At 38.7% G+C, this 15,111-nt stretch carries 9 protein-coding genes; 3 read left to right on the top strand and 6 right to left on the bottom strand.

Translation table 11 applies throughout. The features are described from left to right. Positions 1–497 precede the first annotated feature (497 nt). Positions 498–1,343, bottom strand: a complete 846-nt coding sequence (locus N473_RS19295) for an alpha/beta hydrolase (RefSeq protein WP_063369326.1) — start codon at positions 1,341–1,343, stop codon at positions 498–500. A 1,248-nt stretch (positions 1,344–2,591) separates the two neighbouring features. On the opposite strand from N473_RS19295, the gene N473_RS19300 reads away from it, so the two are divergent. Next, the gene (locus N473_RS19300; RefSeq protein ID WP_231099599.1) at positions 2,592–3,005 is read left to right on the top strand and encodes a hypothetical protein; all 414 of its coding nucleotides are present in this window, start codon (positions 2,592–2,594) and stop codon (positions 3,003–3,005) included. 244 nt (positions 3,006–3,249) lie between these two features. On the opposite strand, the gene N473_RS19305 is transcribed toward N473_RS19300, so the two are convergent. Next, positions 3,250–5,289 carry an alpha/beta hydrolase family protein gene (locus N473_RS19305; RefSeq protein WP_063369328.1) on the bottom strand — a complete coding sequence of 680 codons (2,040 nt, stop codon included), beginning with the start codon at positions 5,287–5,289 and terminating at the stop codon, positions 3,250–3,252. Between the two features lie 573 nt (positions 5,290–5,862). On the opposite strand from N473_RS19305, the gene N473_RS19310 reads away from it, so the two are divergent. Together N473_RS19310 and N473_RS19320 are read left to right on the top strand one after the other, a co-directional pair. Continuing rightward, complete coding sequence (locus tag N473_RS19310) at positions 5,863–7,440, top strand: S8 family serine peptidase (RefSeq protein WP_063369329.1); 1,578 nt, start codon at positions 5,863–5,865, stop codon at positions 7,438–7,440. Between the two features lie 996 nt (positions 7,441–8,436). Further along, positions 8,437–11,718, top strand: coding sequence for a TonB-dependent receptor (locus N473_RS19320; RefSeq protein ID WP_063369331.1), 3,282 nt, complete (start codon positions 8,437–8,439; stop codon positions 11,716–11,718). Between the two features lie 89 nt (positions 11,719–11,807). Here N473_RS19320 and N473_RS19325 read toward each other — a convergent pair whose 3' ends face one another. From N473_RS19325 to N473_RS19340, 4 genes are all read right to left on the bottom strand, one after another. Next, positions 11,808–12,416, bottom strand: coding sequence for a hypothetical protein (locus tag N473_RS19325; RefSeq protein WP_063369332.1), 609 nt, complete (start codon positions 12,414–12,416; stop codon positions 11,808–11,810). Positions 12,417–12,609: 193 nt separating this feature from the next. Continuing rightward, positions 12,610–13,263 (bottom strand): hypothetical protein, encoded by a 654-nt coding sequence (locus N473_RS19330; protein ID WP_155735668.1) that lies wholly within the window; start codon positions 13,261–13,263, stop codon positions 12,610–12,612. A 191-nt stretch (positions 13,264–13,454) separates the two neighbouring features. After that, positions 13,455–13,922, bottom strand: a complete 468-nt coding sequence (locus tag N473_RS19335; RefSeq protein WP_063369334.1) for a hypothetical protein — start codon at positions 13,920–13,922, stop codon at positions 13,455–13,457. Between the two features lie 51 nt (positions 13,923–13,973). Then, complete coding sequence (locus N473_RS19340; protein WP_063369335.1) at positions 13,974–15,080, bottom strand: M35 family metallo-endopeptidase; 1,107 nt, start codon at positions 15,078–15,080, stop codon at positions 13,974–13,976. Positions 15,081–15,111 lie beyond the last annotated feature (31 nt).

The raw sequence follows: 15,111 nt of genomic DNA on the forward strand, positions 1-15,111 counted from the left end.
GGAGTAATGTCAGCTTTGTAACCTGTCACCCATAAACGATATAAAACGAAACATCCCTTTTTAGCAAAAATTTTGTATGTATTATAAGCAACTGCAACCTACCGATTGTAGAGTGGCGCGCATCGAGTTAAGCCGAGAGTTAACAAAGCCCTCCAGTGCTCAGAACGGTAAATTAAGCACGGCCCTTAATGTCAGATAGATTTCTATCACCAAGTCGGAATGAGTTAAATAATCTAGAAAATAAGACCAAACTGACCATAAAAAACATTGCTATCTAGCTTACTAACCCTTCAACATGACTTATTATGTTAAATAAACTTTAAAGTGTAGCAATTTGATAGTACACCAAACTTAATTAACAACCTAATATAAAATTACTTGCAGGTATAAGTAAGATATTAAATATACTTTTTAAAATACAAACATGCTATCGCGACGAAAATCACCATTTCACATCGACAACATGCTTGTATTCATTAGTCAGATTAATGAAAACCCTACAATAATTTTTCAATAAAGCCTTTATATGTATTCCTAACCATTTCATTGTCAAACATTTGATAATGTCCTGCTTCATCAGATATCACAATTTTCTTATCACTACTTTGGCTTGCCAAAAACAATGCGTGCGACAAAGAAACAGGCGTTTGCTTATCTTCACCACCCCCAATTACCAATAAAGGCCCTGGGTAAGACTTGCTCACGACTTCTTTATTATCAACGGTAAAAAATACTTCATCTACTTGAACGTCAACCAATGCTTTTTTATACCAAGGAATTGCTTTATCTATCCACTCTTGAACATTTGTTGCTGAGCCTTGCATAACCAACCCATCAATTGGCCTTGTCTGTGCCACTTGAGCAGCAACAAAACTCCCCAGAGAAAAGCCGTGTACAATCACTTTATCTGCGTCCAGTTGCTCCTTGATGTAGTCGTAACTCAATTGGGCGTCTTCGATCAAACTGGCAATTGTAGAAGCTCCGTTACTTGCGCCTAACCCTCTGCGATCAAAAACAACAATATCAGCATGGTATTCTGCTAAATTGAGAAGCGCCTTCTGTGCTGCATTTTCAACGCTCATGCCATTACCGGGTATATACAATATTGTATTGTTGGTGTGGAGTCGGTCCAAATGTATACCATGCAATGTCACAGCACCTTGATCTGCTGGCATCGCTATATGCTTAACATTGTGATTAGGAGTAGCCACATTTAGTTGGTGAATAAAATCTGATGAGTATGGCGTAACAGATTCAGCCTGAGCAATAAAATTTGATTCGTTTATTTGAACAGAACAGCCACATAATAATGTAACGATCGAAGTTAACGCTATTTTTCTCATAGTTTAGATCTTCTTATTATTTATATTTAGCCACTAAGTTATCAGAAACTCTTTATCAAGTGTGCAGAAGAAATAAATTGTAACCATAAAGTCGCACCACTCTCCAATTAATGTGTTGGTGAAGACTTAATTCAATTATGTATGCAACTGCAGCATATGTTTCGCATACTCAAAAATAATCTAGAGTAGATGAAGCCTAAAACGCATAGCCATGTCACAACGCTAATCGATGAAAAGGTTAGTATTAAAATCACCGCTGGAAACAGCGGTTAAACATCAATACTTTGTTAAAAAAGTTGGTTTATATAGAAGCTCACATTAATCGATGGTAGTAAACAATATACGTTGCAAAGCAAGCTTATGAATTTCTTGATTAGTCTGCTCTATGCATCAGAAATTAACAAATACGTTTTGTAAATATCTATAGCCCATTAAAGGCATGCAAAACGTTCAAAGCTTAATCTTGTGCTATATGCCTCACTATATTACTTACTTTCTAAAAAGCGATTTCACCGCAAGTCAAAACAAACATCAAAATTAACTCAGCTATAAAAGCAATTGTGATGAAGGTAGTAAAGTATTTCATGGACAGTTAAGCTTTTCACTTGAAAACAAAATCAAACATCCACTTATCAATATTCAAACAAATTGAACTCTAAAACCTATAACAATACAGAAATTTTGATAAATGAAACATAGACATGAGATGTTATTTAGTAAGCGAAACATACTCAAAAAGAAAATGATATATAGCCTACAACAAAAATATAGAACAGCTGACTCATATACAGCGAACACACTAGTAAATTTTTAGCAATTAAAGCCAAAAACACAAGGAAACAAATTAACAACAAAAAAACAACGCAAGACACCAACCAAACAAACCAACCATTAACAAAACAAAGTAATTGTAGCTAAATTTGGCGTATTGCCAGTTTTATATCCTTAAAAATTAGAGTTTTAGATGATTAAAAATGTAATAGAATTGATTTTTTAGATATAGAACCTCTATTCTAGCACCCTGTTCATCTCAAAATAACATAGTTGCAATTTCAATAAATTAAATAAGAAGAAAAAACAATAACTTCAAACACAACAACATAAAACACACCTTAAAATCACGTAGATGAAAGAACTCAATACCCAGAATTGTTCTAATAAAAAGCTTTAACCACAAATCAAAACTCGCACTATTTCCCCCTTGACTCTCAGTCAAAATATTTACTAATTTGTTAACACGCAGAATAAATGCGTATTTCAAAAAACATCAATAAACAGGAAATTAAAATGAAAACAACTTTAAAGGCTCTTACATTAATTGCAGGTACTTTCTTTGCAGGCTCAGCTTTTTCTGCTCAACTTGTATGTGACGTATACGCAAAAGGTAACGGTAACTCATGGGGAAATGGTACTAAAAACTGCATGGCTTTTGACTACTCTTTCGGGAGTTCTACTACCGGACGTTTTTATTTAAAAGATGTTACAAAACCAATTAAAGAAGTTCAGTGGAGTGGCGTTGCTAGATGTAGTGGCGGTACAAGCTGTAACGTTACAATAAGAGCATACTCTGGAAGCAATAACGCATCGGCAATCATTTTATACAAAGACGGGACTTGGGAACAAACAAATACAGCCAATGCTTCATATGAAACTGGCCACTAATTAACAGCTGGAAAACATTAATAGCGCCTAATATGATTTAGGCGCTATTAAATACATTGCTTTTTAGTCACTGAACTTTGAGTGCGCCGGCTATAAACCACTTTAAAATCAACCATTTATAGAATGATTTTAAAATAAAGAATACAATGTCGCCTTGACAAATTTTTTGAAAAAATAAGTTGTGTATTGATTCAACTTGTTACCAGCGACAAAATTGCCTTTGCTTTATCTTGGTTTACTTCCACTACTTTGCACCAGGTACAGCATAATGCGCCATCCACTTTTCAACCTCGTTATACCAGTAGATTGAATTGTTCGGTTTCATTATCCAGTGATTCTCATCAGGAAAATAAATCATTCTTGATTCCACACCTTTAGTTTGCAATGTTCTGAATAACTCAAAACCTTGACCAACAGGCACGCGATAATCTAACTGACCATGAACTATCAATGTCGGTGTATCAAAGTTTTCGGCATAAAAGTGCGGAGAAATGGTTTTATAAATTTCGGGCTGATCCCAATAACCACCAAAGCGAGGTGAGTGCACAGCAAAGTCAGCGGACATTTGAGAATACATGTTGTACACCGCGGCATGAATTAAGAATGCTTTAAAATTATGCTTATCACCGAGTAACGTGGCGCTTAAAAAGCCACCATAGCTCGCCCCTGCCGCAACCATACGCTCAGAGTCTATCCAAGACTTTTGCTCAAACCATTTTGTCGCTAATAGCACATCTTTTAAGGGTTTAGTTCGCCAATCAGGATTGATTGAGTCCGCGAATGCTTGCCCAAAGCCACTTGAACCATGGAAATTAGGCCATGCGGTTACATATCCCCACGAAGCAAACGTCTGCGCGTTCCAACGATAGTGAAATCCGTCAGTAATTGCATTATGCGGTCCACCATGGATCAACATCATCAATGGATATTTTTTAGTGTTATCGAACCCAGGAGGGTAATGAACCCACATTTGTATGTCTTGTCCATCGGCACCTTTGTAAGTCACAGACTCATAAGTACCTAGCTCAACCTCAGCCATAACTGTTTCATTCAAACTATCTATGCGATTAAATTTGCCACTACGCGTATTGATCACCACCAATCTTTTCGGATACAAAAAGCTCTCATTGGTAGTCACCAACTTGCGTGACCCCAATAATTTGGGTGCGCCAAAATTTGTATCTTTTGTGATGGCGCGTGTTTTTCCTGTTTTTCCATTGATATGGTAAATTCGTCTGGTACCCGCATCATCTAACGAGCTGTAAAAATCACAGCCGTTATCAGCCCATATGATGTTTGTAACTGAACGGTCTTTATCAATATTCAGTGTTTTCGTTTCTTTCCCTTTTAGGTCATAGAGTTTTATAACCGCTGTATCGGCATAAAAACCTAAAATACTGCGACTTAAATAAGCTAATGTTTTTCCGCTTTGATTAAATTTCGGTGAAAAATCTGGTGCATTATTCTCTGGCGTAATATTTACGACTTGTTTACTACCAATTTTACCAATAAAGATATCCGTCTTTGTGTGAACTTGGTTTTCCCAGCCATTTGAATTAAACGCAATGTTTTGCTCATTTGGGTCAATGTCATAACTTAACCCCGATTGACTTGATCGAACCAACTGTCTACCCATAGGCTCAGTGATAGGTTCAACTTGACCGCCACCAGCTGGGATACGAAAAACATGCGCTTGCCTGTCTTCATTAATGAAATGGTCAAAAGAAGAGTAAGGCAGCGCGTTCCATTGGCGCGCAGACACTTTCGTCTCTTTCTGCTTTTTTAATAGGCCTTCCATTTCGACCCATGTTTTTTTTGGCCACACTGAACTAATAAAATAAAGATGCTGACCGACCCACTTAATGCCTTTGACACCGGTTGGCACATTCGTCAACTTTTTCGCTTCCCCAGGCTTAGTTAGGGGCAAAATATAAATTTGACCCGTTTGATCATCGGCACGCTTACTGATAAAAGCCAATTGACTTGAATCAGGCGAGAATACAGGCTCACTTGCCCTTAGCTTTGCAGATGTTAACGCTCTAGCAGGTTTTCCTTGCGCATCAAACAACCATAATTGCGTATCGCCTTTATCTTTTGCAACATCAAACTTAGTCACAGGTGCAACGATAAAATTGCCATCGGATGAAACAACAGGGGAACCTAGTCGCTGTAACTGCCATAAGCGATCAACATTAAGCGCCTTGTTCGATTGCGATATAGTTGCATGTACACTAAAGGTCCATCCAATCAACAGTATAAACAAGAGAAATAAACGAGTTTTCATCGGTATGTGATACCTCTATCAATAAAAAATGCAAAAATACCACCAAGAATCAAATGAAGCATATTATTTGGGATAAAACCCCCAAACGACTGTTCACTTAATTCTAAGCGGGCAAGCTTGTGTCTTGACGTTAAGCTAGTTATCTGACCCTGTTTTTGCCAAAATGTCATAGAATAGTAGTCGTACCTTTCAATTTTTACATTGAATAAGCGCAGATAGAACACAACCTCATTTCAAATTTTACACTCTACGCGATGTTTGTACCTACAAATCATGCTAAAAGTTCAATATTAATATTTTTCAAGTTGTAATATATATTCATATATAACAACAATTTCTGATCAAAAAACAACCACACCAAGCGTAGGTTTATCATTTAAATGCGTGAATAATATTGCCATTAGACCGTTCCAAGTATTATGTTATTTAAAAGAACACAAACTGTTACTGATATGTATACCACTTATTGCAGACACACCCTGCTGCTTTCGAGTCAAAAGATTCAATGCAGAAGGCTGAATAAGTTCTGGTGTTTGTCAGCTAACAAACTCTTAAACAACGAAGGAGCAAAACATGAGTATCAAGCGATTTAAACTTTCAGCAATCACAACCCTAATGGCAACCGCTGTTAGTTTTCCAACAATAGCAAGTGAACCCGTTTTAGAAGGCTATGAGTCAGATCAAAAGTTACAGACTAAAACAGTTCAAAGTAACCGATACATTGTTAAGTTTAAGAAAGAAAAACTCGGTGAGAAAAGAACATTTAACGACTTCATAGCCCTAAATTATTTGTTTACTGCTGGTGCTGAACCGCTCTTTTCGATTAATGAAGAGCGAGTCATGGTAGCTGAGCTAGACGATTTCAGCCTTAAGACTCTGCGTAATATGTCATCTATCGAATCAATAGAAATCGATCCTAAACGCTACCTAGCAAAAACTACATCTCGCGACGCCATCACACCTTATGCGCAAAGTACGCCTTACGGCATAAACATGGTACAAGGTAACTTGTTGTCTCAAACTAACACGTCAGCGAGAAAAGTGTGTGTTATCGACACAGGTTACAACTTAGGCCATCCAGATTTACCTTATGGTAATGTAACTGGTATTGCTAATAATAACGCAGTTGGCCGCTGGAACAATGACGGAAATGGCCATGGCACACATGTGGCAGGTACCATTGCAGCTGAAAACAATAACCAAGGTGTCATTGGTGTATACCCTGGTGTCGACCTACATATTGTTAAGATTTTCGACGACAACGGTCAATGGACTTATGCATCAAACCTGATAAATGCAATTCAACAATGTAAAGATGCGGGTTCTGATGTTGTGAATATGAGTTTGGGTGGCGGTAACTATTCGAGCAGTGAAAATACAGCCATGCAAAACTTTGTTAATGGCGGCATGATGTTAGTTGCGGCGGCCGGTAATGATGGTAATGGCTCTAAATCATACCCAGCTTCTTATGACTCTGTAATTTCTGTTGCTTCAGTCACATCGAACGAATCTCGCTCTTCGTTTTCACAGTATAACGACCAAGTCGAAATATCAGGTCCTGGTTCAAACGTTAATTCAACATACCCAACTAATACCTATAGAAGTTTAAGTGGTACTTCGATGGCATCACCGCACGTTGCTGGGGTCGCAGCATTGGTCTGGAGCCATCATACACAATGTACAAACCAAGAAATACGTGCAGCTATTAACGCAACGGCCAAGGATAAAGGTGCAGCAGGTTATGACATTTACTACGGCCATGGTATTGCTCAAGCAAAAAGTGCGTCTGACTACTTAACAGCTAATGGATGTCAAGGCGGTGGAGATCCAGGTAATCCGGGAGATGTTACACCAGTAAATGGCTCATTACCTAACTTACAAGGCACGCAAAACGGATGGACGCATTATACTTGGAATATCCCACAAGGCGTAAAAGAGATGAGCTTAAACATTACTGGTGGTACTGGTGATGCAGATCTATACGTTAGATATAATGCTCAACCAGATGCCAATAACTACACCTGCCGACCTTGGAAAGATGGCAACGAAGAACAATGTACTTTTACAAATCCAACGTCAGGCACTTGGCATATCAGCTTGTTCGGATATAGCAACTACAGTGGTGTCACTTTGAATTACGCATACAAATAAGCGTTATAAACGTTAATAAGCGGGGAAATCCCCCGCTTGTTTATAAAACCTTAATTAAAAATACACCTAAGTGATTTTATCTGCTTCAAAAATTCAATAAATAAAAACAAAAAAGTTAACAAACAAATTTCAACTATTCACAACTATGAAGATAAGTTATTTTAAGGTGTAAAAGAAATAGTGTGCTGGTCATTCCTGGGATATTCAAAGGTGTAAAATCAAAGATCAATATCAAAAATAAACATAATTATGATAACTTACAAACATATAAGACAAATTTACTACTTCCCAACAGTCATGCTTACATAGCGCTCAAAATACTGTACATAACCACAGCCAATCATAAAATCATGTATTTAACAACTAAAATATATATACAAAACCTGTGTATTTTTTATTCTTTTATAGAAGAATTGCTTTGATAACTTAATCAAGCCTGCGTTATAATACGCGCCCATAATTGCACAAAACCAAAGGGTGATTAGTTCTACTCTATATTGTTCTAGCGGAGTTTGTATGTAACTTTCAAACTACTGACTTAAGCGAGGGGAGCGAACTTTAAAGCACACGTTGTTGAATACACAGGATGAATGTCCGGTAAATTCAATATTTTTATTAAATAACAGTGTGTGAGCCTGTAATAGAAGATCGGATAGACTAGAAAGTGGTAAGTCAGTACGTAATGTTGTTACAAAATAAAATTACAAATTTCGTCAATGCGTGTTTTAAGCGCTCACTGGTAGTTCAGCTTTCTCTTCTGATCTCTGTTCATCTAGGTCAATCAACTTTTGGGTATAAGTATAACTATAAGCAGTAACCCTATCTCTTGAACTTCAACTCACCAAACCCAAGTTAGCCTCCTTGCGGAAGCTCGCTTTTTTTTGGTCTGAAAACAAAGATAGGAAAGCAGTATTTGACTAACTAAAAGATAAAAATCAGTTAGTTAGTTTAGTAAATTTAAAATTGTAACAACCTAAACACACGGGAAACAACACAATGAAAAACGTTCGCTTATCGAAAGTGGCCGGCGCCTTAGCACTTGCTATTGGTGTGTCAACCAGTGCATTCGCTGCTGACACGTCATCTGCAATGCGTGGTAAGATTACGACTCCAAATGGTGACGCTGCCGCTAACGTTAAAGTTACGGTGATTCACGAGCCAACAGGCACAGTTAACACATTCACAACCAATGACTCAGGTGCGTTTATCGCAAAAGGTCTTCGAGTTGGTGGTCCTTACCGAGTAGTTATTGACTCTGACACCTATTCAGATGCAGAACTAAACGGTATCTCACTGAAACTAGGTGATACGCATCGCATCGCAACACAGCTAGAGCCACTACAAACAATCGAAAAGATTCAGGTAAGCGGTTATAAACTAGTACAACAAGCGGGTGGTTCAAGCAGTGTATTTGGTGAAGACACCATTAATAACGTACCTAGCTTTAACAACGATATCAAAGACGTTGCACGTCTTAACCCACTTGCGAGCATCAATGGTAACGGCGAATTAACCATTGCTGGTAATAACCCTAGAACAAACGGCTTGACGGTTGATGGCATCGGTCAAAACGATGACTTCGGTTTGAACTTTGGTGGTTACCCAACAGCTCAGCCACCAGTTGCACTAGATGCAATTGAGCAAATTTCTGTTGATAGCTCTCCTTTCTCAGCGAAAAAAGGCAACTTCGGTGGTGGTACTATCAACGCCGTAACTAAGTCAGGTTCTAACGAGTTTACGTTCTCTGGTTTTTACGAGACAAGTACACCTAGCCTAGCTGGTAAAGTTGATAACATCTCAGAAGCTAAATATAAAGAGCATGTTAAAGACGAAAGCGGTGAGATCATTCACTATGCAGGCTCTAACATTCTAGACGAAGATGGTCACAAAACTTTCGAAGTTTCAAGCACAGATCCGATTGAAACAGAAGCAAGAATGGGCTTTAACACTGGTGGTGCAATCATCAAAGACGAGCTATTTTTCTTCGTGAACTACACCTCTTGGAAACAAGAGCGAGAAATGGACTATGGTTTTGATGGTTCAGGTACTTCACATGAATTTGATATTTCTGAGCAAGATTACAATAGATTCAATAGCATCTTAAACGACACTTACGGTCTTCAAGACGAGCTTGGTGGTGATCCAGAGAATACAAGTGACAGCCTACTTGTTAAACTTAGCTGGAACATCAGTGATCTGCACCGTGCAGACTTTACTTACCAGTGGCAAGACGAAGAAAGTGACAAAGGTTATGCAACGGGTGGTAACACCATCACTATGGCTTCAAGCCGCTATCAATATGTAACGAAGTTCAACAACTTCGCGACAAAACTATATTCAGATTGGTCTGATGACTTCTCAACAGAAATTGGCTTTGCTTATAAAGATGTTTCAAACAACAGCCTTACAAATTCTGATCTAGGTCAAATTGAAGTTTATCTAAATAATAGCGACCGTGGTGAGTCTATCCAGTTTGGTCGTGATGATATTCGTCACATCAACGTATCTGAGACTGAAACGTACGCTTTCACATTCGATGCGACATACTTAATGGGCGATCACGAGATCAACTTTGGTGCTCAACTTGAAAGCAAGCGTCTTTACAACCTATTTGGTCAAAACTCAAAAGGTACTTGGAAGTTCGGAAGTCTTGATGATTTTGAAAGCAAGAAGCTTTACCAAAACAGATGGGATGACTATCAGTTCTCATACATGAATGCATATTCAAACGATGTAAATGATTTAGCGTATGATGCAACACGCGAGCAACTTGCACTTTATGTTGAAGATAAGTTCTATCTAACAGATGATTTAGAAATCACAGCAGGTGTTCGATATGAACGTCTATCATCAGGTGATGAGCCAAACCTGAACGAAAACTTCCTTCAGACCTATGGCTACACTAACCAAGAAAACTTAGACGGTGCAGACATCATCCTTCCGCGTATTGGCTTTAAGTTCTACGCAACGGATGCACTCACCATTAACGGTGGTATTGGTCGCTTCCAAGGTGGTATCCCTAACGTTTGGTTTAACAACCCATTCCAAAAAGATGGCATTACGCAGGTTGTTGCAAATCAAGATGACATCAATGCCTACTTTGCTAATGTAGAGCAAGTTGATATCACACGAGTGCCAGAGGGTATTCAAACAACGCTGACTCAAGGCGCAGGTAACACCGCTTATACAGATCCAAACTTCAAACTACCTTCAAGCATCCGTGCTCAGATTGGTTTCGAATATGAATTCGATTCAGCGCTGTTAGGTGATGGCTTCAAATGGTCTGCTGAACTTGCATACCAAAACAAGCAAGACGAAGCTGTTTGGCACAATACGGCTATTCGCCCAATGATGGAAAACGGTGAAGTTGTTCGTTCAGACACTGGCCGTGTTATCTATGAAAGCATTTATGCAGATGACCCAGCACGTAAAGATAACCACGACATCATGATGACAAACTCAGATCTTGATGCACGTTCAATCATCTTCTCAACAGCAATTGCTAAAGAATTTGAGAACGGTCTCTATGTATCAGTAAGTTATACTCATCAAGACGTGGAAGACATTGCACCTGGTAGCGCTTCACAAGCTGAAGGTAACTACAAGCATGCAACTACACACAGCCGTAACGTAGACTTAGTTGGCCGTGGTCACTATGAAGTTGAACACAGCTTAAAGCTAAACTTACGTTACCAAACTGAGTTCTTCGAAGGTTATGCATCGAAGTTCAACATGTTCTTCGAGCGCCGCTCAGGCCGTCCATTTAGCTACACAATGGGCTCATACAATGATGGTGACTTTGGTGATACGCGCGGTCTAGATAGAACTTCAGCTTACCTTGCTTATATTCCAACAGGTCCTGATGACACAAACGTAGATTGGAATGAATCTAAGTTATCGTGGAATGAGTTAGAAGCACTTCTTAACAGAGCTGGTATTTCTGAGCGTGGCCAATTACTTGACCGTAACACAGGTACTCAACCTTGGGTTACTACAATGGATGTAAGCTTCACACAAGAAATCCCTGGTATTTATAAAGAGCACAAAGGTGAAGTTTACTTCATGATTGAGAACTTCGCGAACCTGCTTAACAGTGACTGGGGTGTTGAGAAGAGACTTGGATACAGCGACCAAAAACTTTATGATTTTGGTGGTTTAGAGGACGGTAAACTGGTTATCGATCCACGTTACCAAGGTTCAGACGTTCGTAACTACTCTCAGATCACCAAAGGTGCATCTGCGTGGCAGGCTAAAATTGGTATCCGCTACTCTTTCTAATAGCGTGACTATTTAGTAATTCAAAGGCCAACACATGTTGGCCTTTTTCTTTTGACCATAAAAAACGATGTCAAATTAACGGACTGTGATTATTTCACAGGCAAAACTTTAGCACATCCAACACGTTTTTGTTCATGCTTTATAAATTCACTCATTCGATTGACATTAAAAGGTAAATGCTCGATAGGCTCATTCCCTTCAGGGTATAATTTGGTTCTTGCAAGTAATGCATTTGCCAACGCTTCACACTCTTTGTCCTTTTCACCTAAAGCGTAATATGCTGTCGATAGACTCATATACAACTGAGTCTGTAAGTCATAATTGACCTCAGATCCGTTATAAGATAATGCTTTCAAAATGTGTTCAGTCGCATGTTGATATCTATTTTCATAAGTTCCGCCGGGGTCATGAAAGCCCCAGAGGCTAAAAAACTTTTTATGCTTGGTAAGCAACGGCGATACATAAAAGTGTCCATAGTATTTATGGGCAACAACCAAACATTCGTTATTTTGAATTTGATTGCAATACTCAATCACCCGATTAAGATTATAATCAATTCGACCTGGGGTAACGCCCTTTTTTAACAGACGAGCTGCGTTGAAAATATCCTTATCAGCTTTAGCCTGGTCATATGTTGCTTCACAACCACTTAATATTGTAGCCACCGCGACTATTGATAAAGTTGTTTTTATACTCATTACTTCTCTACTATCCTTGGTCCTACTGACACTGCAGCAAAACGCATAATTTGATACCTTGATTTTATCTACTGAGCATCAAAGTTATTTGGCGCCATTGGAAAGGGCTGTATTTACCCTTACAGAAAGACCCTGTTAGCCATTCAATAATTGGCACTCAATAGTACCAACTTTGATAGTAACGACGCAGTCTTTAGTCTTGGGTAATTAATTTTTCACACCCTGCTCTTTGCTTTTGATGTGCTATATAATCGCTCAGTCGCTCAAAACTCAAAGGCACTTTTTCTACTGATATATCATCATTCGGATAAGCTTTTAAGTGAAATACCAAGCTTTTATCCAGTGCATCACATTCTTTAGCAGCGTCTGCAATTAAGTAATAACTTAAAGATAATTGAATATAAAGAAGTGCAATGGTTTCATAATCTTTTGTGCTATCCAGAAAGTTGATTGCTTTTTCAAAATGCTTGGCTGAGTAATGGAATTTATTTTCATAAGTGACATTTGGTTCTAAAAAGCCATTTTTTAAGTAATAGTCTTGCTCTGCGATGACTCTTTGAGAACGATATAGATGGCCATAATATTGATGTGCTGCAGATAAACAGGCTTTGTCTTCCTCTTTGGTACATAACTTAACCGCGTTTTGGAGGCGAATCTCATTATTTACCGGGTTTCCTGAGCGCTCTATTGATTGACGAATATTATCAAGGTCAACATAGACATGAAATAAATCGAGGGTATTGCTGCACCCATTCAATAGCAGAAAAAAAACACACATCACTAGAGTGCGTACAAGATTTGTTATTTTGATAAACTGATGAATTGGTTTGGTCGTTCTAAAAGACATAATAAGCACTTGATAAAAAAACTGCGCCATTGTATGTCAGAATTAGCAATATTGGGTACCAAAACAAAATGACTATAACTTTAAATGCTCAATTTAAGTACACTTAGGTTGTAATTTACACATTCTTTAAACTATGCACAGACTATAAAGCCACCGTCAATAAGGCACGTATTAATCACTATTATATGGCCTCACCTTGACATTATGTTTACTGAGCAATATGCCTCTAGCTTATCTGGGTGCACTAAATTATTTTGATAAGTGATTTTAAGCGGCGCCTCAACATCAATCTCATACACCTGTGCTAAATCTATCGTCGTTGCTTTTGTTTCTTTAGGTAAAAAGGTAACGTAATCATCTTCATCTGCAGCAGAACGTTTGGCCATCGGCCCCAAATAATCGAGCCGCTTACCATTTTGCTCAACGAGTAGAAACTTACTCCACCACCCCTCAAATGGCGTATGCCATATTAATACCCGCGCTGAGCTATCAGATAAGTTAGTAAACCTAAACTCAACAGGGTAATTCATATCTGGAAAGGAGGTACTCGCATAAGCGATAGCACACTCAAACTTGCTATCTATATCTGTATTTGGGGTCTTATCCTTGCACCCTGCTATAAAGAGTGACGCTATCAAGCACATCCATTGTTTTTTCATATATTCTAGGGCACGACGGTGCGCACCCTACTCCGTTGATACCAATTACGATTAATTTTGATAAGGGGTATTTTCAGCAAAATATTCGTAACTGTCAGCATTTTCGATTGCTTTTTTAACATCTGATGATGCTAACTGCTTTGCACCGCTGTGTCCATAGGCATGGTCATCAGTGCCCGCAACGGCGTTAAAGTGACTGACTTCATGAATAATGGTACCAGCTTGAGAGTCTGTGCCAGTGCGTGGTGCACCCCAAAACGCGCCGCAAAAATAGATTTTATATGGCTGCGAAGGGTAAACGTATGCATAGGTACCTGAGCTAGTGCAACTGCAGTCAAATGACAAAGGCTTATTTTTAATCGCATCGGTGGTCGCGGTAAAGTTCTCCTCAACACGCTCGTGCGCTTTGGTTAACCACAAAAAGCCGACTCTTACGGTTGGATCACCAAACCAAGTTGTGTAGCGCGCCGAACTCTCTAGTTGACTTGTGCTTCTGCCTGTCAGGTAGCTCGTCGCATTTGCCGACATCGTTTTTGCACTGCTCCACGCAGAATTTATCGTAGACTTTTGGCTGTTACTGCAAGATGCATAACTTGTAGCTGCGAACACAGAATTGGTGTGCAATTGGTCGTTTTCAAATACTTGTACTTCACCATCTAACCAAGTTACTGCAGTATTAGATTTAAGTTCATTTACTTTGCGTGGGATCGATTTGCTAGTGGCAATCTGCAAATCAGTATTTCGATACAAATGCACGGACTCCGCATTGTAGCTTATCTCATATTGGCCAGGTGCAGAAAAATCATACAATGCTGACAGCTCCACTTTATAGCTAATACTCTCGCCTGGTAAAATCTCAATATAATCTTTTTCATTAGGCGCTCTACGTTTATAAAGCGCACCTAAGTAACTAACCTCTTTTCCGTCACGTTTAACAGTAAATAAATCTCCTGAAATCCCTTCTTCAGCAGTCGCCCACTTTAGTAAATTAACAGGTTTGTTTTCATGGTTAGTTAATTCCAGCTCAACATGTACGTCACCATCAGTACTATGAATTTGCTGGGCAAAATGCAAAGTAGCACTCACATTCTGAGCATTAGCAAAACAAGATAATAATATGGCACTAGACACACAAGATAATTTAATAATTCGCATCATAACAATTTTCCTTTTTTAATATGCAACTCTA

The sequence above is a fragment of the Pseudoalteromonas luteoviolacea CPMOR-1 genome (genome assembly GCF_001625685.1).
GTDB classification, from domain to species: Bacteria; Pseudomonadota; Gammaproteobacteria; order Enterobacterales; family Alteromonadaceae; genus Pseudoalteromonas; species Pseudoalteromonas luteoviolacea_K.